Below are 21,884 nucleotides of genomic sequence, written 5' to 3' on the forward strand. Positions count from 1 at the left end.
GTAACAGAGCGATAGCATAACTTGCTGGTGAGCTATCCGTGCTCAGACTATAGTAAACAGAGAGATAGATTGCCGATGCGTTCCATATTATGCCGTGCTGGGAAGTGTCTACCCAGATGCCATAGCTATCCGCACAATCGTGTATCTCGACGCAAAAAAACATAAAGATAGAAGGTAACTATGATGTCTCGACTCTCCCTGCTATGTTCTCAATTCTGGCGTTATCTCGGCAGTTATCAGAAGCCTTTTCTGCGCATACTGCATTTTATTGTCATGCTGTTGGTCATCACTCAGATCCTCGACAGCAACGGAATGGGATTTACCCAGGCTCAACAGATTAGACCGGGCCTCAGTTATGACATCTTTACCTGGATGCATATCGGCATCGGCCTACTGATGGTCATCTTGACCTTGATCTTAACCCTATATAGCCTCTCCACCCGTGGTCTGCGTTACTTTTTCCCCTACCTGTGGGGGGACTTCAGCCAGTTGAAGACCGATATCGGTGACGTCATGAAACTGCGCCTGCCCGGAACCGACCCGAAGGGCGTGGCGACGTGTGTACAGGGATTGGGATTAGGCGCGCTATGGCTGGTGGTATTATCTGGCCTGGTATGGTTTGTACTGTGGCGTAGCGGCTCTCCTTGGAGTGGCGATGCCAAGTCGATCCATAAGACACTCACCGGGTTGATCGAAGTCTATCTCGCCGGTCATGGCTTTATGGCGCTGCTGCACTTCGTGCTCTGGCTGCGCGAACCCGCGCAACGTCAGCACGGTTAATCGTCGCCGATGGGCTGGCATGCCGATTGAAAAGCATGAATCGTTGTGCCATGCTCGCCTCATCATTCTCTGAGGTAGGTTAGCGCATGACTAGTAACACATTAACACCACAGGAAAAGGCCGCCGCCGATGAACTGGCGTTGGAGCGGATATACGCCATGAATAATGACGAGTATCTGTTACAAGCCGTCGATGCCAAAATTCATCGCCTCGAGGCCCACGTGAAGGCTTACTTCGATCAACGCTTCGCCTTTCACAGTAAGCAACCGTAAAGCGTGTCTTACCTGCTGAGACGCAAGAGGCCGCCCAAGGGCGGCCTCACTATTGGCTCAACACGATTAGCGCTGAGGATGCGCGCGGCGATAGAGTGCCCACTCATCGAGCCGCTCACCGCTCGGTAGCAGGCAGTCGTTACGCTGCCCTTGCGCCGTCTCGACAGGTATCAGTTTCCCCCCCTGATCGCTACAATAGCGCGCCGCCGGATTCGCCATGCCAATAGGCGATGGCTGTTCCGGAGTCGACGTCGCCGCACACCCACTCACCATCACCACGCCAAGCAACGCCAACATTCTCTTCATCGCTCATATCCTTGGTTATCGTTTCGAACACGGAAAAGCGTCCAGTCTAGCCCCAGGCGATCGTCTGCCCATCAGATTATGATTAAAACGGCGCGTCACATCTCACATGGCGTGTTTAATGCCTTTGCTGACCAACCACTTGTTCATCGGATAGGCGCTGCAGAAACCGACGATCATCGCTATCTGCATCATAAACCAGTATAGCGCGCTGGCATGGGGCATATCCGGGGTAAAAAGCAGAAACAGCGCAATCGCCATCCAGACATACATGCCCAACTGCCAACAGATCAGTGACAGCACATCCGCTTTAACCGCATTCTTTAGCGCCAACCAACGGGACATTCCCATCTGGCGAGCCGGCCAGTATTGAAAGAAGATCCCCAGGCATAACGCCAGGATAAAATCCAACGTCCACGCCCCCAGTAGCGAACTCCCTAGTAAGGTTACCGGCATCAGCATCACCCACCCTTCACCCACGATATCGGCTAAGGTACACCCGGTACCGCAGTGAGTACTGGTCTTAAAGATACTCTGCCAGCTTGCTGGCGCCCGCTTAATCGACGCCTGCCCCGCCATCGGCTTATCCATCGGCATCGCCATCGATTCATGCCCGGCCATCGGCTTGTCCATCGGCATCGTCATCGATTCATGCCCGGCCATCGGCTTATCCATTGGCATCGTCATCGATTCATGCCCCGCCATCGGCTTATCCATTGGCATCGTCATCGATTCATGCCCGGCCATCGGCTTATCCATCGGCATCGTCATCGATTTATGCCCGGCCATCGGCTTATCCATTGGCATCGTCATCGATTCATGCCCCGCCATCGGCTTATCCATTGGCATCGTCATCGATTCATGCCCGGCCATCGGCTTATCCATTGGCATCGTCATCGATTCATGCCCGGCCATCGGCATCGCCATATCGCAATGATCACCGGGATGACCTCGACCAAACCAGAAATAGGCAATCAATCCCAATACACCAAAATAGAGCGCATTAACCGGCCAAGCGACCGTCATAATAGCCATAGCCTGTGGATGGCCATGGCGAATATCCCAAATAATAATCAATGCACTTAATGCGGCGCTCACTAACCAACTCCACGCCAAGATATGCAGCCACTCAGGATAAGACATCATTATCTCCTCATATCCAGTGTATTCTTCAGACATCCCGTAGCGGCAAAATAGTGGGCAGGCTTGCTCAGACAACGAAGCAGAGTGTCCAGACGACAACGGGTCTGTCTCTGGTGTAGAACAAAAACACGCTTCCTGCTCATTCTGCCGAATAAAAAAAATTCCCGGCTGGCAGGAATGGCATACAGCCCCCCATGGCCACCTGCCCCCTCGGTAATAGAAGGATCGAGGTTAGCCTAAGCTGAGGCGGTGTACGCTCAACGCTTGCGCGACGCGGTCGACTACCATTGTGTGAAGTTAGCGGTCCGATTGCTGCTGAATTCACGCCGAATCGCTTTTTTAACCGCCGCATACAGGGCATCACACCCCTGAACTTCGATCTCCTGAGGATGGAAACCGTGTTCGATCACCTGATAAGCGTTCATCAACGGCAGATTGATGACCGAGATCCAACGATCGCGTTTATAGGTAGAGAAGGTGAGCTTCTTAAATTGGCCCATCTCCACACTGCGCATCAAGTAACTCATAATATTTTCACTGGAGATTCGCATACTGATACCCTCTCGCTGACTATGTCACCGTACTTCGCTAAGGCGAAGCAAACCGGTGTTTAGCATAACGTGCAAGAAAACGAGCCGATATGGCCGGATGCCGATCGCCAGACAAGGGAGACAAAAATGAAAGGATACTCGGGCAGCGTCTAGATGACAGATAAAGAAAAACCCCGCAGGCAAATACCTACGGGGTCTAAAATGGAGGCGCGTTCCGGAGTCGAACCGGACTAGACGGATTTGCAATCCGCTACATAACCGCTTTGTTAACGCGCCATATCGTTTGCTGCTGCCATCAGGCTCGCCGCATAATATTGGAGCGGGAAACGAGACTCGAACTCGCGACCCCAACCTTGGCAAGGTTGTGCTCTACCAACTGAGCTATTCCCGCATCAGGTAAAAATACCGGCCGATGTGATTGACAAGCGACTCTCATCGGGTGAGGCGTATTCTACGGATTTCACGCACCACGTCATCAAAAATTTATCCGTCGCACGATCGAATGCCGCTTTTTAGCCCACTTCGTGCAGACAATCGGCAATTTGCTGACGCCGTATGACGAGAAAAACGTGTCACCGCCATCCCAGACGCTTTACGTCGTCACTCTGACTGTCACATTTATGCCATATCGACACGCTACGCTAGAGCTATCACCACTCCCGCTAAGGCACATCACCATGCATCGACGCCGCTCGCCCCTGCTGCTCTTGTCGCCATCGGCCCGCTTTGCCTTACTCTATCTCTTGCTACTCCTGTTCCTGTTGCCAGCCGGTTGGGGCCGACTCGCTCGCCTCGCCGCCACGATCTTATTTCACCCTGATTAGCGGCGAGCGGAACAAGAGTCAGACAAACCCAATAAATGCGATAACAACGACATGATAAATAAAACAATAACTAAAAGTGCTAAAAAATAAATTTAGATGATTGGCGACTGGCATTATAACGCGGCTACCCTATACTGAAACATGCCGGTTAGCTAACACGCAGTTTCTCTAAACTATATTAATGGAATAAAGGATCTGTCTATGAAGCAATTAAAAGCGATTATTGCTGTTTGCACCCTATTCTGCGTTCCTGCCTTTGCCGCCACACAAATCAATAGTATGGACACCGCCGGTTATACGAAAGTGGCTTCGCTTAGCCTCCAGCAAGCGGGACTTCCGACTGTTGGTGATAGCAAAGCTGTACAAGCCATCGATAAACAATGTCATAAATTAGGTATCCAACCCGATCAATGCTACTTCCGAGTATTAAGTATTTTGGGAGACTCCAGCGATCACAAGACTGCATTTGTGGAGATCTATAAAAAATAATTTATCAACCTACTCGCCGCCTGACGACGGCGAGTGGGTTGACCCGCTATAATACGTTTTTGCACCGGCACACGTCTCGGTGTCACCCTCTCGCCTCATCTGCCAAGGTCTGGCAGGGTATGAATTGCGCCAGCCATAGCAGCAGTTGTTCACGATAGAAATAGACGGCCTGTGGCGAATCGGCATGAGGCGATCCCGGATACATCGTCGCTAGACAAGGGTAGTACTGCGGTGCCATCGTCTTTGCTAAGGCGCGCATCTCATCCTCGCTCACCCATCCTTCGGCCATAATTGCCTCATCAAATAAAAATGTTTGAGTAAACCACTGATAAAATCCTTCCTGATTCTGTAATACCTGCATCTTAGTCACTTAATTCCACAACACTACTCTATTTAACTGATCATTCTGGTGCAGATAACGCACCATACCCTACGAACACTTATCCTCTCCGGTCAAATAAATTCATAAAATGAATCAACGCAGCAATAAAATTTAAAATAATAAATTGGCTGACACAGAGAGAATAAAGTTCACGGCGACGCATTCTATGCACTCCCTCGTGGAAGATCCAGAGCCATCGACCAATTCCATACCTTTAACAAAAAATAAGAGATAAATATTGAGTTACGCTCTATTGCCAGTATCTGAGGTGTACATCATGGCAAAATGACAATACTTAATATTGCATTTTTGTATTTTATTTTTGCCTGCATATACAATAGTTTTTGTTATATATGCGCAGCCATTGCCTCATCACGCGCCGCCGTTCTCAACAATGAGGCAACATATCGTGCGCATTTTGTCATTTTTTGCGTCTTTTACTCAAGGCACATCATGGCGCCGGTCACAATTCCACCATGGGTAATAAGCCCCGATTTAACGTGATTGTCCCCGGTTTATGTGTTCGATGAGAAAATATGATGAAAGACCAATCCCCCCTTCCCCATCTGAGTCTGGCCTCGCCGCAGCGCGCCACTGACACGTGCGCTACCCCACGAAACATGATGATCTGGTTAAAACCTTTACGACAAGGTGCACTCTCGCTGGGCCTGCTCGTCATGCCGCTAAGCGGCACGGCACAGGATCCTCCGCCACAGAATGTGGTCACCTCGCCGACACGGGCTCTTCAGGGCGACGAAGCCGTCGCGCATAACCCCCTGGTACCCACAGTCGGCCTACTCGGCCAATCACTCGCCAGCCACCCGACCTCCGATGCAGCCTCGGGCATAGCACGGACTATGGCAACGCGAGCGGCAAACGATGAAATCCAAACCTGGTTAAGCCGCTATGGCAATGCCAGAGTTCAGCTCAACGTCGATAAAAACTTCACCCTGCAGGACAGTGCGTTCGATTGGCTACTCCCCCTCTACAATGATGAGAGCTGGACCGTCTTCAGCCAGTTGGGTGCAAGAAATAAAGATCGGCGTAACACCCTCAATGCTGGGCTAGGTGTCCGTACCCTGCAAGGGGGATGGCTACTGGGTGTCAACAGCTTCTATGATTATGATCTCAGTGGTCATAACCGTCGGTTAGGACTCGGCCTAGAGGCATGGACCGACTATTGGCGCCTCTCCGGCAACCAATATCTGCGCCTGAGTGACTGGCGCGCATCACGCGATATCACCGATTATGATGAACGCCCAGCTAATGGTTTCGATATTCGGATCAATGGTTGGCTGCCGACGCTGCCACAGTTGGGGGGCTCGTTCATCTACGAACAGTATCGCGGCGATCATGTTGCCCTATTCGGGCGCAACACCTTGCAAGCGAATCCCTATGCCTTCACCGCGGGTATCAATTACACGCCGTTTCCCTTGTTAACCCTCGGCCTCGATGAACGACGCGGCAAAGGAGGCCAACATGATACCCAAGTTAGCGCTACCCTTACCTATCGTCTGGCCGATGACGGATCCGCCCAACTCGACTCCTCTCGTGTTGCCGCCATGCGCACCCTAGCCAACTCGCGCCACGACTTCGTCGAACGCAACAACGACATCGTATTAGCGTATCGGCAACCTAATTTGCTGAATATCAGCAGCACCGAATATTTAGAGGGCTATGCCGGCGAAAGCGCCGCGATCCAAGTCAGCATCAACAGCAAGCATGCCATCGATTATCTCGACTGGCAGAATACCGCCAGCTTCTTGCTGGCGGGAGGCTCGATTAACGTACTGCCTAATAATAGCCTCGCACTGATCTATCCCCCCTATAATCAGCAGGGAGAAAACCGTTATAACATCGATGTCATCGCCTATGACATCAAAGGTCATCGCTCTAACCTGAGTACGACCCGTATTCAGGTATTACAATCACAGCGTGAGATCGTGCCGACCATTCTGGCCGGTAACCTGATCGTCACCCAGGATAACGCCAAGGCCGACGGCAGCGCCCAAAACGCGGTGCGCGCCCGCGTCACCGATGCCAACGGCAATCCACTGGCCAATCAGACGGTGCAGTTTAGCGCCGATAATGGTGCCACCCTGAGCGCCCAGCAGGCCGCCAGCGATGCGGACGGTTATGTCACCGTCACCCTCACCAGCCTGACCGCCGGCCCCAGCCACGTCAGCGCCACCCTGAGCAACCACAGCCAGGCCAGCGTCACCACCACCTTTGTCGCCGACGACAGCCGTGCGACGATCCTCAACGGCAACCTGATCGTCACCCAGGACAACGCCAAGGCCGACGGCAGCGCTCAGAATGCGGTGCGCGCCCGCGTCACCGATGCCAACGGCAACCCACTGGCCAATCAGACGGTGCAGTTTAGCGCCGATAATGGTGCCACCCTGAGCGCCCAGCAGGCCGCCAGCGATGCAGACGGTTATGTCACCGTCACCCTCACCAGCCTGACCACTGGCCCCAGCCTCGTCAACGCCACCCTGAGTAACCACAGCCAGGCCCGCGTCACCACCACCTTCGTCGCCGACGATGCCAGTGCGTCGATTCTCAACGGCAACCTGATCGTCACCCAGGACAACGCCAAGGCCGACGGCAGCGCTCAGAATGCGGTGCGCGCCCGCGTCACCGATGCCAACGGCAACCCACTGGCCAATCAGACGGTGCAGTTTAGCGCTGACAATGGCGCCACCCTGAGCGTACAGCAGGCCGCCAGCGATGCGGACGGTTATGTCACCGTCACCCTCACCAGCCTGACCGCCGGCCCCAGTCACGTCAGCGCCACCCTGAGCAACCACAGCCAGGCCAGCGTCACCACCACCTTCGTCGCCGATGATGCCAGTGCGACGATCCTCAACGGCAACCTGATCGTCACCCAGGACAACGCCAAGGCCGACGGCAACGCCCAAAACGCGGCGCGCGCCCGCGTTACCGATGCCAACGGCAACCCACTGGCCAATCAGACGGTGCAGTTTAGCGCCGACAATGGCGCCACCCTGAGCGCCCAGCAGGCCGCCAGCGATGCGGACGGTTATGTCACCGTCACCCTCACCAGCCTGACCGCCGGCCCCAGTCTCGTCAGCGCCACCCTGAGTAACCACAGCCAGGCCAGCGTCACCACCACCTTCGTCGCCGACGATGCCAGTGCGTCGATCCTCAACGGCAACCTGATCGTCACCCAGGACAACGCCAAGGCCGACGGCAACGCTCAAAACGCGGTGCGCGCCCGCGTCACCGATGCCAACGGCAACCCACTGGCCAATCAGACGGTGCAGTTTAGCGCCGACAATGGCGCCACCCTGAGCGTACAGCAGGCCGCCAGCGATGCGGACGGTTATGTCACCGTCACCCTCACCAGCCTGACCGCCGGCCCCAGTCTCGTCAGCGCCACCCTGAGTAACCACAGCCAGGCCAGCGTCACCACCACCTTCGTCGCCGACGATGCCAGTGCGTCGATCCTCAACGGCAACCTGATCGTCACCCAGGACAACGCCAAGGCCGACGGCAACGCTCAGAATGCGGTGCGCGCCCGCGTCACCGATGCCAACGGCAACCCACTGGCCAATCAGACGGTGCAGTTTAGCGCCGACAATGGCGCCACCCTGAGCGCCCAGCAGGCCGCCAGCGATGCAGACGGTTATGTCACCGTCACCCTCACCAGCCTGACCGCTGGCCCCAGCCTCGTCAGCGCCACCCTGAGTAACCACAGCCAGGCCAGCGTCACCACCACCTTCGTCGCCGACGATGCCAGTGCGTCGATCCTCAACGGCAACCTGATCGTCACCCAGGACAACGCCAAAGCCGACGGCAACGCTCAGAATGCGGTGCGCGCCCGCGTCACCGATGCCAACGGCAACCCACTGGCCAATCAGACGGTGCAGTTTAGCGCCGACAATGGCGCCACCCTGAGCGCCCAGCAGGCCGCCAGCGATGCAGACGGTTATGTCACCGTCACCCTCACCAGCCTGACCGCCGGCCCCAGCCACGTCAGCGCCACCCTGAGCAACCACAGCCAGGCCAGCGTCACCACCACCTTCGTCGCCGACGATGCCAGTGCGTCGATCCTCAACGGTAACCTGATCGTCACCCAGGACAACGCCAAGGCCGACGGCAACGCTCAGAATGCGGTGCGCGCCCGCGTCACCGATGCCAACGGCAACCCACTGGCCAATCAGACGGTGCAGTTTAGCGCCGACAATGGCGCCACCCTGAGCGCCCAGCAGGCCGCCAGCGATGCAGACGGTTATGTCACCGTCACCCTCACCAGCCTGACCGCCGGCCCCAGCCACGTCAGCGCCACCCTGAGCAACCACAGCCAGGCCAGCGTCACCACCACCTTCGTCGCCGACGATGCCAGTGCGTCGATCCTCAACGGTAACCTGATCGTCACCCAGGACAACGCCAAGGCCGACGGCAACGCTCAGAATGCGGTGCGCGCCCGCGTCACCGATGCCAACGGCAACCCACTGGCCAATCAGACGGTGCAGTTTAGCGCCGACAATGGCGCCACCCTGAGCACCCAGCAGGCCGCCAGCGATGCAGACGGTTATGTCACCGTCACCCTCACCAGCCTGACCGCTGGCCCCAGCCTCGTCAACGCCACCCTGAGTAACCACAGCCAGGCCAGCGTCACCACTACCTTCGTCGCCGACGATGCCAGTGCGTCGATTCTCAACGGCAACCTGATCGTCACCCAGGACAACGCCAAGGCCGACGGCAGCGCTCAGAATGCGGTGCGCGCCCGCGTCACCGATGCCAACGGCAACCCACTGGCCAATCAGACGGTGCAGTTTAGCGCCGACAATGGCGCCACCCTGAGCGCCCAGCAGGCCGCCAGCGATGCGGACGGTTATGTCACCGTCACCCTCACCAGCCTGACCGACGGCCCCAGTCACGTCAGCGCCACCCTGAGCAACAACAACCAGGCCAGCGTCATAACGACCTTTGCACCCTATGACGTGTTAACCGGGGTCTTGGTCAATGGCAAGATCTTTACCGTTAACGAGGGATTCCCTAGCACCGGGTTTATTGGCGCTAAATTCCAGTTGCAGATCAATAATGATACCGCCAGAAACTCAGCGTATACCTGGTCAAGCTCTGCCCCGGGGTGGGTCAGTATTTCCCCTACCGGCGAGGTACAGCTCACCGCTGAGCCAGCGACCCGGCAACCAGTCACCCTCACCGCCACGGCCAAGGATGGCGGCGATACGCTGACCTACCATTTCGATATCCGAGACTGGTTTATCAGTGCAGGGGCCTGGAATTATATGAGCGCAGATGACGCCGATGCTTGGTGTAGTACTCAGGGAAATGGCTATCAGGTTCCCAGCTATACGCGGGTGACCAATACGACCTTCAACTTATCTCCGGGGTATCGTGACATCGGCGGCTTATGGACCGAATGGGGAGCCATGGCCAGCTACCCGGCGTCAGGACTCCCCTCGGATCAAACCTGGAGTAAAGAGTTAAGAGGCAGCACGCAGCGCTATACCACCGGCTTAACCACCGGTTATTTGTACGCGATTTCCATCGCGAGTGGCGCGGGCCAATCATTAGTCATCTGTAATCGATCACTGTAAGACATCATCAATAATCCCCGGCATCTGCCGGGGATAGCTGTCTCGCTCATGATTTGGCGCGCTGAAGGAGCATAAAGCCGCTAGGGGGATAAGAATAGACATTCAGCGAGATGTTTGATACATCGACGCCTATCTCCTGCCAGAGAGCTGTTTCAGCGATAATACAGGGTATAAATAGATGCCTAGCTCAGCGAGTTTGCGATTTACCAAAAAAACGTGGAACGACAGCGGGTGGTGGCCATATCACACGTGACGCTAATAATAACGTCGTAATAAAAGCAACGCCGATAATCGGGACGAGATTGAAATAAACTCGGCACAGATAGCGTCGCTCTTCAGCTAGCACTGCTCGGGACAATACCTTCATCGCTATCGATAATATTACAATGCCAGTAAGTTGATTGCAGACAACCTCTGCATCGCATCAGTTTGTAGTTCAAAGGCAACTCGTTGCCCTTCGACAAACTTTCGACACCCTATATTATTGTGGACACAGAAATGAATAAATACCTCTTGCCCACCATTATCTGGCGTAATAAATCCCGCGCTTTTATTCGTGGCAAACCATCTAACTAATCCAGTCATTACACTTGACATAAATACTTCCTTTAATTTTCGCCCTTGGCGCTAATGGGTCTGTACTACAGATTTTTTGAAGCGAATGAGAGAGGAGACTCGATAAAAGAAAGGTATCTGGTGATATTGCTTTGACTGAGTACTGCTAAGAAACGGCTTCGGTTCTGTACTGCAAACCAAGAGCCGTCATTTATCCATAAATAAAAACTTATAGCAAGGGCTATTTTAGCCGTCCAGATAGATGGATAGATAATATAGACAGACTAACGCCATCTCGGGCCTATTGTCGATACTGCTGGTATACCTTTCCCCGCCGCATTCAACGATAACCTTCTGTATTGTTACCATGATTAAGGGAGCAAACCCATCGCTACAATATCAGTGGTGCGTTAACCCGCACCACCCACTTATACCACTCGACATGTATTGGCATCGTCTATGTCGACTCGGCATAGTTATACATGACAGCCACAGGCTGTATAGCTCGTCGCTAACGCCTCTGCGAAGTTGACTCGAGTTTACCCTCAGCGCAGGGCAACAACGATTCGCCCGCCATAATGGCCTCATTAATTGACACGTTGATTATTTTACCACCCATTATTAGGCCATGCCTGTGATTTTTTGATGAGGCTCAAGGCACCTCGTTAGTTTTACGGCTATTAAATTCCCGCTTTTATGCCCCAGTATTGACCAAAGTGAAAGGAGGAAACGATGAGAACCTATGATCGCAACCGTAACGCTATCACTGTCGGCAGCTACGTCATGGTGGCGGCCAATGGCGCTACGGGTGTTATCACCGCAATCCACGGCACAGACCAATCTGCAGAGCAGCTACGCCGCGCCGCCTGTGTGTCTATTGAGGGGATGGAGGGATTGTTCTATCCACTCGATCTTATCCGCCTGGGTTTTAACTGATGACCTGTTGACGCTAAGTCAGGGTTTTACTTTTAAATAATTTTAAATAAAACAATGAAATAAAGGCCACGGCGTGGCCTTTATTTCTGTCTCATCCGTTAATCATTAACATAATCATTCTACAAGTTAAAATATCAGACCGATGATAGTGTCAGGCATCAGTCCATCCGGATGGCTAAAATAAATCTTGTACTTACTGAGGCACTATGCGTTAATAGCGTCACGGTTTGCAGAACAGACCTTAGTAAAGCAGTTTTAGTTAAGTAGCCTCAGTTCCAGAGTTATCATCTGATTACCCTTCGTCGTGAGTCTCCTCCTTCAATGCCTTAGTAAGCTTTTCTATCCGAGCAGGCCTCGTTCGTCGCCTTGTGTGACTCACAAAATTTAGAAGGTAAAAATAATGTCTAATAAAATGACTGGTTCTGTAAAATGGTTCAACGCCGATAAAGGCTTCGGTTTTATCTCTCCTGCTGATGGCAGCAAGGACGTTTTCGTTCACTTCTCTGCGATCCAAAGCAATGAATTCCGTACTCTGGATGAAGGTCAAAAGGTTGAGTTCTCTGTAGAGAATAGCCCTAAAGGCCCTTCCGCAGTAAACGTAGTCGCTATCAACTAATCTTATAGACTCACTCTCCTGCGATAACGAAGATGGCTAGAGCCGGAGTAGACAGGATAGTAACTCTTGATGAAAAACCGGAGCTAATATCGCTCCGGTTTTTTTATATTCCACTCGCATACTAAATCGCCACGGCTCATCCCAAACACCACCACCTGACTGTCACAACTATAGCTTAACGACTCAGCTCATCTTACCCGGTGGAATAACCCCCCTACCTCACGGCCATAGCGGATCTCACCATAGCATTTAACCACGATAGCATCGTAACGAGAGCGAATGCCCTGGTATCGAATGCTCACAGAGTGTGCCGAATACAACGACTGAGATAACCACGGATGGGCATTCCCAGAGAGCGAGTACGGCCCACCTAGGCGAGCAGGCTTGTTTAATCAAGGGGGAGCAGCATCGATGCTTATCGAAGAGGGGGGAATGGGAGCTGGTTGACACTGTACATAAACATGCACATATTTAGCATAAAGATTTAAGCCAGCACGCGAGGATTATCGATAATGTTTTTCATGTCAAAGAGACAAAAACGGTACAATCAACAAAAAAGGCGCTACGCATTTAGCGTAACGCCTTGAAATTGTTGGTGGGTCGTGACGGGATCGAACCGTCGACCAATTGATTAAGAGTCAACTGCTCTGCCAGCTGAGCTAACGACCCAACGCAGAAGATTATTCACCTTTCGCCGCTAAGGGTCAACACGTTCTTCGCTGCATGCCCCTACTCTGCTGTCCGCACAACTTTACATTTAGTTTAATAATTAAACAAAGCCAAGTATCCATGACCTAACCGGCCTATATGACCGACGAGGGGCCATAAAACAGAATCCCGATAGTGGGGAAAGGTAGCATCAGCGCCTCCCGGCCTCCTCCTCTACGTAGAGATCGCGCGCCCCTCCGCGAGCATAAGCAGGGCACGCTACTCCCCGCGCCGAACATGCGCAAAGCGCGGCGAGCCAGGTGATATCATTCCACTTAGCCGCGAAAACGGCATCCAACACGGCGCAGAGTAAAAGCGAAGAACCGCGTCAGCCCGCTCACTGGCGGCGCGCAGAGCCCCACGCCCAATGAGAGCCGAGCCTCGAACAGACAAGAATAGACAAGAATAGACAGGAGTAAGCAGATAAGGAGCCCCCCGCGCACGATAACCTAACGGGTAGAGGAGCCGCAGACAGCGTGGAGATATCAGACGTTGCGCAAGATATAGAATGCGATGGAGGCTTCAATGAGGACAATAAACACCGACCAGAAGGCCGCCATCAGTTGTGAGTGACTCTTGATGAAAGCACGGACGATTTGCATAGCAGTGACCTATACGGCTGATTCGCTCAGTACGATCAGTCTACGCCGCTGCAACTATTCGTGCAATTCATCAAATAATACTGCAATCCCGCTACTGGCAGGCAAACGGGACAGCGTATTAAGAATGAGATCACGGCTTACGTCTGCGGCGCCTGGGTGGATAGATCACCAGTAACCCCATCACGATCAAGGCCATACCCAGCAATTTTCCTAGGTTTAAGCGCTCATCGAATAATGGCAGACCGATCGCCAACGCGCACACCAGCACATAGCTGAGGCTCAACAGGGGATAAGCCTGATTCAATGGCAGGCGACGTAGGGCGAACAACCAGCACAACATCGACAAGGCATAGCAGAGAATGCCGGCAGGTAGCCACCAGACCCACCCCGCCCCTGTCAATAATGCCGTCAGAAACATGGACCAATCGCCGACCTGCATCATGGTGTAGCGCATCATCAACTGCGCCGCACTCACCAGGATCACACTCGCGAGCGCCCACAGGTAGCCGCTCATGCGTTAACCCCCAGCAAGACGATTCCCCCCATGATCAGCGTGATCCCAAACAGATGACGCCAGGTCAGGCGCTCATGCCAGATAAAGCGAGCCGCCAGCAACACCAACACATAGTTAAGGCTGAGCATCGGATAGGCCACGCTAACCGGCAATGTGCGTAAGACCAACAACCAGAGCAGCAATGCGACGCCTAAACAGAACAGTGCCGCCATCAGCCACAGCAGCAAATGGCGGCGTGGTGAGCCATGCGGCTCACCACACACCGCCTGTTTCTGGCACAGTTGCCCGGCACAGCTCAACAGGCTAGAGAAAAGCACCAAGAGATAACTCATGGCTGCTGATGATACTGCAATAGTAGGAAGCGTCCCTTATGCAGCGTCACATCTGCGGGAGGTAATGTCGGGTCCAGACCCTCGTTACGCGCAAGCAACAGTACCAAAGAAACCGCCCCCTGCTTACGATGCTCTGCCAGCCAAGCCGGGAACTGAGCGGCACGTACCAAGCGATCGGCCGAGTCCGGATAGTTCAAACCATATTGCAGCTCGCCGGTATTATCGAACAGATAGATATCACTGCGCTTCAATTCCCAGGCAAGCCCCGCCGCCACGCCGACGCTATCACTCAAAATATAGCGACTCGCCTGAAGCTCAGGCATCGCCGCCTGGATCAGCGTCTGCGGCTGCTTCGACTCCATCACCTGTTGTGGCAACGCGGCACCGATCAACAGTGCAATACCTAATGGGCAGGCCGCGCTCCAGCGCCAGTAGCGCACAGGATTACGCCAAGCCAGCCCTCCCAGCACGGCCCAGAAACCAAAGGCGAGCGCAGCCAGGATCACCTTGCCGACCTCCTGCGCCCCATATAATGGGCGTCCGGTCACGCTCCATGGTGCCAACACCAGCAACACGGCTGCCATCCCCGCCAACCCGATCAGCAGGTTAATCATCCCGTTGGCTCGCAACGCCTTGCCTGTCTGGGCAACCAGACGTTGGGCATACCCCGCCATCAGGATCGCCAACGGCGCAAAACAAGGCAGAATGTAAGTGGGCAGCTTCCCCTTGGCGATGCTAAACAGCAGAAAAGGCATCACCATCCACCCCAGCAGGTAGAAGTCGCCGCCTTGGCTGGCGCGGCCACGCCATCCCTCGCGCAGGGCACCGGGTAACAGCCCCAACCACGGTAACGCGCCAAGCAACAGAATCGGCAGGTAGTACCAGAACGGCGCCTTATGCTGGGCATTCTCCTCGGCAAAACGTTGAATATGCTCCACCCAGAAGAAATAGTGCCAGTAGTCCGGCTCACGCTGAGCAATCGCCACCACCCACGGCAGACTAATGATGATGGCGCTCAACACCGCCAGCGGGCCGAAGCAGAACAGCGACTTCCAGCGACGTTGAGCGATGACCCAGGGCAACACCGCGATCACCGGAATCGCCAATGCCAGGAAGCCTTTGGTCATAAAGCCCATACCACAAGCCAATCCCAGCAAGATATAGCCGCCGATGCGGCCTCGGGTCGAGCTCGCCTGCTCAGCGAGCCAGAAGCTGCACATCGCCGCCGTCATCCACAGGGTGAAGATCGGGTCGAGTACCGCATAGCTGCCAACACCGTACACCAGAAAGCTGGTCAGGTAGATCAGCGCCGCCAGCAATGCCGCGCCACGATTCGCCAACAGGCGACGCGCCAGCCAGAAGACCAACAACGCGCTCAATACCGTCGCCAAGACGGCGCCGGCACGTACCGCGAAGTTACCGTCGCCGAACAGCCATTGGCCTAGGTTGTTGACCCAATACCCCGCGACCGGCTTTTCGAAATAACGAATGCCCAGGAAATGTGGCACGATCCAGTCACCGCTGGCCAACATCTCTCGGCTAATCTCGGCATAACGGGTTTCATCCGGCTGCCATAATAAACGTCCCGGTAACGGGACGATGTAATAGAGAACGAATAACACGGCCAGCGCGAACCACCCCGCAATTTTCTTCATGGCACCACCTCCTCCCGTTGACAACCCAGCCATCCCTCACGCCCTGCCAGGGTGTCGCGAACGACTCGCCCACGCGGCAATTGCGTCATATCGTCTGGTAACAAATCCCCCAAGGGGCAAAATTCAATCTGTTGCTCACGCGCCAGCGTCAGTAGCTCGGCGAATTGTGCCTGTTTGGCGATCCCTTCGACCTCGGCATGAATGGTATAAACCGGCACGCCGCGATCCGCCGCCATCTTGGCGAGGATAAAACGGTTAAATCCCGCCTCGTCGGTCATCACGCCGATCGCCTCGTCCCAGGTCGGCAGCGTCACCGGGATCTGTACCGTCCCTAAACGACCATCGGGCAAACGTGGACGGAAAGGATGCGTACCACGGCAATCGCTGTTATAGCGAAAAGCGAAGGGCTCCTTGGCCTGCAACACACGCTCATCGGCGCGCCAACCGGCCACCGCCGAACATGCGATCGTCGTCCCGGTCAGCTGCTGCAGCTCGTCATAGGCCAGGCCTATCTGTTCGGCCATTTTTTCTTGCGACCAGACACCCGCCCAGGCCTGCCAGGCATGGTGATCCCAAGCATGCACACCGGTCTCATGTTCGCGCGCGGCCGCGGCGATCACCTCGCCCAGTCCGGCACCGATACGGCGACCCGGCCAAGCGGTGCCCGCCAGCAAAATATCCCAACCGTATAGCGAAGCGGCATTAGAGCGCAGCATCTTCCATAGAAAGCGGGGCTTTAACAGGCGCCATAAATGGCGCCCCATGTTGTCCGGCCCGAGCGTGAAGAAAAAGGTCGCGCGAATACCGTGCTGGCGCAGCAGCGACACCAGCGCCGGCACGCCGTCCCGCGTGCCGCGCCAGGTGTCTACGTCAATGCGTAGACCGACCCGTTTCATTCCTGCTCCGTACCGTCGAAGGTGCGCAGGAAGAAGTCCAGGGTATCCTCAATGGTTTGCTCCATCGGGATCACCGGCTGCCATCCCAGCAGACGCTGTGCGTTGCGAATGCTCGGCTTACGATGCTCCACGTCTTGATAGCCTTTACCGTAGTAAGTGCTGCTCTCGACCTCGCGGAAACCGGCGAATGGCGGGAAGCGATCGCGCAACGGATGCTGCTCGAAACAAACCAACAGTTGTTCGGCCAACTCACGAATGCTGGCTTCGTTATCCGGGTTACCGATGTTGATAATCTGGCCGTCGCAGCGGTTATCTTTATTTTCGATAATGCGGAAGAGCGCTTCGACCCCTTCCTTAATGTCGGTGAAGCAGCGCTTCTGGCGACCGCCATCCACCAGCTTGATCGGCGAGCCTTCTACCAGGTTGAGGATCAGCTGGGTAATGGCGCGTGAACTCCCGATGCGTGCCGCATTCAGGTTATCCAAACGCGGGCCCATCCAGTTAAAGGGACGGAACAGCGTGAAACGCAGACCATCTTTGGCACCATAGGCCCAGATGATGCGATCCAACAGCTGCTTGGAGACCGAGTAGATCCAACGCTGCTTATTGATCGGCCCGACGATCAGATTAGAGTGATCCTCATCGAACTGCGGATCGCTGCACATACCGTACACTTCGGAGGTGGAGGGGAAGATGATACGCTTCTGGTACTTCACGCAGTCGCGGACGATCTTCAGGTTCTCTTCGAAGTCGAGTTCGAAGACACGCAGCGGGTTACGGGTATATTCGATCGGCGTGGCGATGGCGACCAGCGGTAATACCACGTCGCACTTCTTGATGTGATATTCGATCCACTCGGAGTGGATGCTAATATCCCCCTCGACAAAATGGAAACGCGGGTGGCCGATAAAGCGCGAGATGGCGTCGGATCCGATATCCAGGCCATACACCTCATAGTTTTCTTCCGCCAACAGACGCTCGGTCAGGTGGTTACCGATAAAGCCGTTAACCCCTAAGATCAGCACGCGCGTCGCCCGACGTGCACCGAAGTTCAGCGAACTGTTCAGGATCGCCCCTTCGACCAGCCCCAGGCTCTCCGCTAGCTGGCTGCCTTGCATATACAGCCCATCCTGCGGTTGGCCGGCAACGATCTCCAATGCATCCTGGCCACACGCGACGACTAATGGCGCCGTGGAGAGTACCGTACCCGGGCGGGCGGCCGGTAGATCATGGCGTACCCGTGCCTGCCAAAGGGTGAATTGGCGATTACCGGCGTAACTGAACGCGCCCGGCCAAGGTTCGCTCACCGCGCGCACCAGGTTGTACAGTGTACGCGCCGGTTTGTTCCATTCGATACGGCCATCGGCTGGCGTACGGCACCCTACGTAGGTTGCCGCACTCTCATCCTGCGGGTATTCGCTATAGTTGCCGCTATGGATTTGCGGCAGCGCCTCGGCCAATAATGTCTTGGCACATTGGCACAGCTTGTGATGCAGCGTCAGCGCAGTGTCGTCGTCGGCGATGGCGATACGCTGCTGAGCGATGATATTGCCAGCATCCGCGCGAGCCTCCATGCGATGCAACGTCACCCCAGTCTCCGTCTCACCGTTCACCAACACCCAGTTCAGCGGCGCGCGGCCACGGTAGGCGGGCAGCAGGGAGCCATGCAGGTTGAAGGCGCCTTGCGGGGCTAACGCCAGGATCTCGTCGCTCAGCAGATGACGATAATAGAAGGAGAAGATCACCTGCGGTTGCAGTTCACGCAGACGCTCGATCCACAGCGGGTGGTTAACATCGTCCGGGGCAAAAACCGGGATCGTATGCTGTGCCGCCAGACGTGCGACGGAGGCGAAGAAGACATTTTCGCCGGGAGCATCCTGATGAGTAATAATTGCAGCAATTTCATAACCGGCGTCAATTAATGACTGCACACCGGCACAGCCCATATCATGATAGGCAAAAACAACAGCTTTCATAATCACTTTTCCTGTTCTTCGTTCGACGACGTGGTCTGAACGACTTTCTGAATAAAATAACGGGGACGAGCACGCACGTCGTTATAGATGCGGCCAATATACTCACCCAATAGCCCCATCCCGACGAATTGCGCACCGATGAAAATGAACAGTATGGCGAACAGGGTAAACACCCCTTCCGCACCCCATTGCGGGCCGAGCGTCAGACGCATCAGGATCAACAACACCGCGAAGGCGAAACCCAACAACGCGATCACGCTGCCAAAAATGCTCAATGCCCTTAGCGGCGTCGTGGTCAGGCAAGTCACCAGGTCGTACATCAGGTTGATCAGCTTCATCAAGCCATACTTAGATTCGCCATGCTCACGCTCGGCGTGTTTCACCGGGATCTCGATGGTGCGGCGGGCGAAGCTGTTAGCCAAAATAGGAATGAAGGTGCTGCGCTCATGGCAGTGCAGCATGGCTTTGATGATGTTGCTACGGTAGGCGCGTAACATGCAGCCGTAGTCACTCATGCTCTTACCAGTCGTGTGCTGGATCAGACTATTGATCATGCGCGAGGCGCGCTTACGGAACCAACTGTCCTGACGATTCTGGCGGATAGTGCCGACTACGTCATAGCCACCTTGTTCAGCGGTCTCGACCAGACGCGGGATCTCTTCCGGCGGGTTTTGTAGATCCGCATCCAGGGTGATCACCAGATCCCCCTTGACGTGGCTAAAGCCCGCCATGATGGCGGAGTGCTGACCGTAGTTGCGATTAAGCAGTACCGCGACCACCGGGCTACCCGGCCGCTCTGCCGCCTCACAAAGCATCGCCGCTGAATCGTCGCTGCTACCGTCATCGACCAATACCACCTCATAAGGCTTACCCATGGCATCACAGGCGGCCAAGGTACGCCGCAACAGCTCCGGCAGGCTCTCTTGTTCGTTATAAACCGGGATCACCACCGATACAAACTTGATGGGTTTAGAATCACTCATTGTTATACCTAATCGTTACTCGCCAAGGATCGCCGTTAAGGCCGCGATCACCCTATCCACATCCGCTTCACTCATGTCAGGAAATAACGGCAACGAACAGATACGCTGCGAATTCCATTCGGTTTGCGGCAACTGCAATTGAGGGTAGGTCTCACGATAATATTTCTGCGTATGGGCGGCACGGAAATGCAATCCGCTACCGATGTTGTGCGCCTTCAAGGCCTGCATCAGCTGATCGCGGTCGATACCACAACGCGCCGCATCACAGCGGACGATAAAGAGATGCCAAGCGTGTTGATGCGGCCAAGCCGGGGCACTCAGTGGCAACAGTGGCAAATCATGGGCCGCCAGTTGCTGCAGATAGTAGTCGGCCAGCTTGGCGCGCTGCGCGTTAAGCGCCGGCAGCTTGCGCAGTTGGACGCGCGCAATGGCGGCGTTGATGTCCGCCAGATTGTACTTATACCCTGGCGTCACCACCTCCGCTTGAGGCGCACGGCCATGGGTCTGACGATCATAGGCATCCACGCCCAAGCCGTGAAACTTCAAGCTACGCACCCGATCCGCGAGGTGATCGTCATCGGTCACCACCATGCCGCCTTCGGCACAAGTCACGTTCTTAATGGCATGAAACGAGAAAATGGCCGTCCCACGCTGGCCGATAGCCTCGCCACGATAGGTTGTACCGATGGCGTGCGCGGCGTCTTCGATCAACGCGATACCCTGCTGCTGGGCCAATGCCCGGATGGGGTCGAGATCGACCGGCGCCCCAGCGAAATGAACCGGAATGATGGCCTTGGTACGGGGGGTGATCGCGGCAGAGATGGCCTCCGGCGTTACCATCAACGTATCGCGGTCCACGTCGATCATCACCGGCGTCGCGCCCAATAGCGTGATGATATTCAGGGTCGATACCCAGGTCATCGACGGCGTGATCACCTCATCGCCGGGGCCGATCCCCAACGCCATCAGCGTCACATGCATCCCCGCCGTGGCCGAACAGACTGCGATAGCATGACGGGCACCGGTGACCTGACAAAACTCTTGCTCTAATGCCTGATTTTGTGGGCCAGTGGTGATCCAACCGGAACGCAATACCTCGCTTACCGCAGCAATCTCTTCCTCACCGATAGCCGGTTTCGAGAATGGCAAAAAGTCCTTCATTAACACGTTCCCATATCAGTAACAGCAATGAAAAATGTGATCTCTATTCAAATTACGACAATAAAATAACGTTATTCCCACACAGGGAAACGCCGAAATTGGATTGAGCATAGCGCACTTTTCTTAAACCAAGATTAAGAAAATAGGCGATCTCAACCCGCTAACCTCAACGTTACGACAACCAAATGGCGATCTCAATGGACGCCCCTCCCTAGGCATACCATACTTACCTCTAAGCTATTCGCGACCTACGCGGGGATAGGTCTATACATTTCAAGCTAGCCGTCACCAGATTAAAAAAGTATTGATTAACCCATCCCACAGAGAAAGGGAATCGCCAATCTCCAGCATTCAGTAACAATATGCAAACCAATCTATTAATAAGTGAGATCCGTCATACTATTTTTTATATCTCCGTTTTCCTTTAAGGGAGAGGCGGTTATTTTGCCATCAGCGGTAAAGCATTCTCACCTGCGTTCCACTACGAGCATGGGAGGGAAACGCAATAATAAGTATAGTTACGACATCTATTTTTCATCGTATAGTATGCGATAAAATTATATTCAATAAGCCAATGCCAACGGTTATCTCTACCGTGGAGGTGATTTCCTCCGT

At 54.7% G+C, this 21,884-nt stretch carries 19 protein-coding genes and 3 tRNA genes; 7 read left to right on the forward strand and 15 right to left on the reverse strand.

Annotation, left to right across the window (positions count from 1 at the left end):
• Positions 1 to 183 precede the first annotated feature (183 nt).
• Both DCL27_RS10345 and DCL27_RS10350 read left to right on the forward strand, forming a co-directional pair.
• Positions 184 to 780: a cytochrome b/b6 domain-containing protein gene (locus DCL27_RS10345; RefSeq protein ID WP_035596934.1), complete on the forward strand. Its 597-nt coding sequence runs from the start codon at positions 184 to 186 to the stop codon at positions 778 to 780.
• Positions 781 to 866: 86 nt separating this feature from the next.
• The gene (locus DCL27_RS10350) at positions 867 to 1,052 is read left to right on the forward strand and encodes a hypothetical protein (protein WP_005284555.1); all 186 of its coding nucleotides are present in this window, start codon (positions 867 to 869) and stop codon (positions 1,050 to 1,052) included.
• Positions 1,053 to 1,118: 66 nt separating this feature from the next.
• Here DCL27_RS10350 and DCL27_RS10355 read toward each other — a convergent pair whose 3' ends face one another.
• The 5 genes from DCL27_RS10355 to DCL27_RS10375 form a co-directional block, all read right to left on the reverse strand.
• Entirely contained in the window at positions 1,119 to 1,358 is a 240-nt protein-coding gene (locus DCL27_RS10355; protein WP_005292981.1) for a putative hemolysin, read from the reverse strand.
• Between the two features lie 102 nt (positions 1,359 to 1,460).
• Positions 1,461 to 2,501: a DUF4396 domain-containing protein gene (locus DCL27_RS10360; RefSeq protein WP_223931178.1), complete on the reverse strand. Its 1,041-nt coding sequence runs from the start codon at positions 2,499 to 2,501 to the stop codon at positions 1,461 to 1,463.
• Between the two features lie 278 nt (positions 2,502 to 2,779).
• A complete protein-coding gene (locus DCL27_RS10365; protein WP_223931177.1) occupies positions 2,780 to 3,025 on the reverse strand; it encodes a hypothetical protein in 246 nt (81 codons plus the stop codon).
• 226 nt (positions 3,026 to 3,251) lie between these two features.
• Positions 3,252 to 3,325, reverse strand: a tRNA-Cys gene (locus DCL27_RS10370).
• A gap of 39 nt (positions 3,326 to 3,364) precedes the next feature.
• Positions 3,365 to 3,440, reverse strand: a tRNA-Gly gene (locus DCL27_RS10375).
• Between the two features lie 286 nt (positions 3,441 to 3,726).
• Here DCL27_RS10375 and DCL27_RS10380 point away from each other — a divergent pair.
• Positions 3,727 to 3,873 carry a hypothetical protein gene (locus DCL27_RS10380; RefSeq protein ID WP_157757861.1) on the forward strand — a complete coding sequence of 49 codons (147 nt, stop codon included), beginning with the start codon at positions 3,727 to 3,729 and terminating at the stop codon, positions 3,871 to 3,873.
• Between the two features lie 201 nt (positions 3,874 to 4,074).
• A complete protein-coding gene (locus DCL27_RS10385; RefSeq protein ID WP_005284534.1) occupies positions 4,075 to 4,362 on the forward strand; it encodes a hypothetical protein in 288 nt (95 codons plus the stop codon).
• 82 nt (positions 4,363 to 4,444) lie between these two features.
• Here the strand turns inward: DCL27_RS10385 and DCL27_RS10390 are convergent, their stop codons facing one another.
• A complete protein-coding gene (locus tag DCL27_RS10390; RefSeq protein WP_005284531.1) occupies positions 4,445 to 4,723 on the reverse strand; it encodes a hypothetical protein in 279 nt (92 codons plus the stop codon).
• Between the two features lie 557 nt (positions 4,724 to 5,280).
• On the opposite strand from DCL27_RS10390, the gene DCL27_RS10395 reads away from it, so the two are divergent.
• A complete protein-coding gene (locus tag DCL27_RS10395) occupies positions 5,281 to 10,335 on the forward strand; it encodes an inverse autotransporter beta domain-containing protein (protein ID WP_115377624.1) in 5,055 nt (1,684 codons plus the stop codon).
• A gap of 381 nt (positions 10,336 to 10,716) precedes the next feature.
• On the opposite strand, the gene DCL27_RS10400 is transcribed toward DCL27_RS10395, so the two are convergent.
• The gene (locus DCL27_RS10400) at positions 10,717 to 10,932 is read right to left on the reverse strand and encodes a cold shock domain-containing protein (protein ID WP_071526423.1); all 216 of its coding nucleotides are present in this window, start codon (positions 10,930 to 10,932) and stop codon (positions 10,717 to 10,719) included.
• 690 nt (positions 10,933 to 11,622) lie between these two features.
• Here DCL27_RS10400 and ydfZ point away from each other — a divergent pair.
• Both ydfZ and cspE read left to right on the forward strand, forming a co-directional pair.
• Positions 11,623 to 11,826, forward strand: coding sequence for a putative selenium delivery protein YdfZ (ydfZ, locus tag DCL27_RS10405; protein ID WP_035601186.1), 204 nt, complete (start codon positions 11,623 to 11,625; stop codon positions 11,824 to 11,826).
• A gap of 400 nt (positions 11,827 to 12,226) precedes the next feature.
• A complete protein-coding gene (gene cspE, locus DCL27_RS10410) occupies positions 12,227 to 12,442 on the forward strand; it encodes a transcription antiterminator/RNA stability regulator CspE (RefSeq protein WP_005284516.1) in 216 nt (71 codons plus the stop codon).
• Between the two features lie 593 nt (positions 12,443 to 13,035).
• Here the strand turns inward: cspE and DCL27_RS10415 are convergent.
• The 8 genes from DCL27_RS10415 to arnB all read right to left on the reverse strand — a co-directional run bounded on the left by DCL27_RS10415 (position 13,036) and on the right by arnB (position 21,269).
• Positions 13,036 to 13,111: transfer RNA gene (locus DCL27_RS10415), tRNA-Lys, on the reverse strand.
• A gap of 771 nt (positions 13,112 to 13,882) precedes the next feature.
• The gene (arnF, locus tag DCL27_RS10420) at positions 13,883 to 14,266 is read right to left on the reverse strand and encodes a 4-amino-4-deoxy-L-arabinose-phosphoundecaprenol flippase subunit ArnF (RefSeq protein ID WP_035600517.1); all 384 of its coding nucleotides are present in this window, start codon (positions 14,264 to 14,266) and stop codon (positions 13,883 to 13,885) included.
• Positions 14,263 to 14,598, reverse strand: a complete 336-nt coding sequence (gene arnE / locus DCL27_RS10425) for a 4-amino-4-deoxy-L-arabinose-phosphoundecaprenol flippase subunit ArnE (protein WP_035600520.1) — start codon at positions 14,596 to 14,598, stop codon at positions 14,263 to 14,265. The genes arnF and arnE overlap by 4 nt, the downstream gene beginning before the upstream one ends.
• Complete coding sequence (gene arnT / locus DCL27_RS10430; protein WP_035600521.1) at positions 14,595 to 16,253, reverse strand: lipid IV(A) 4-amino-4-deoxy-L-arabinosyltransferase; 1,659 nt, start codon at positions 16,251 to 16,253, stop codon at positions 14,595 to 14,597. The genes arnE and arnT overlap by 4 nt, the downstream gene beginning before the upstream one ends.
• Positions 16,250 to 17,149, reverse strand: a complete 900-nt coding sequence (gene arnD, locus DCL27_RS10435) for a 4-deoxy-4-formamido-L-arabinose-phosphoundecaprenol deformylase (protein WP_005284499.1) — start codon at positions 17,147 to 17,149, stop codon at positions 16,250 to 16,252. Before arnD ends, arnT begins: the two co-directional genes overlap by 4 nt.
• The gene (gene arnA / locus DCL27_RS10440; RefSeq protein WP_035600524.1) at positions 17,146 to 19,125 is read right to left on the reverse strand and encodes a bifunctional UDP-4-amino-4-deoxy-L-arabinose formyltransferase/UDP-glucuronic acid oxidase ArnA; all 1,980 of its coding nucleotides are present in this window, start codon (positions 19,123 to 19,125) and stop codon (positions 17,146 to 17,148) included. The genes arnD and arnA overlap by 4 nt, the downstream gene beginning before the upstream one ends.
• 2 nt (positions 19,126 to 19,127) lie before the next feature.
• The gene (gene arnC, locus DCL27_RS10445; RefSeq protein ID WP_005284490.1) at positions 19,128 to 20,108 is read right to left on the reverse strand and encodes an undecaprenyl-phosphate 4-deoxy-4-formamido-L-arabinose transferase; all 981 of its coding nucleotides are present in this window, start codon (positions 20,106 to 20,108) and stop codon (positions 19,128 to 19,130) included.
• Positions 20,109 to 20,123: 15 nt separating this feature from the next.
• Positions 20,124 to 21,269, reverse strand: coding sequence for a UDP-4-amino-4-deoxy-L-arabinose aminotransferase (gene arnB / locus DCL27_RS10450; protein WP_005284488.1), 1,146 nt, complete (start codon positions 21,267 to 21,269; stop codon positions 20,124 to 20,126).
• Between the last annotated feature and the right edge of the window lie 615 nt (positions 21,270 to 21,884).

It is taken from the genome of Edwardsiella tarda ATCC 15947 = NBRC 105688, from assembly GCF_003113495.2.
GTDB classification, from domain to species: Bacteria; Pseudomonadota; Gammaproteobacteria; order Enterobacterales; family Enterobacteriaceae; genus Edwardsiella; species Edwardsiella tarda.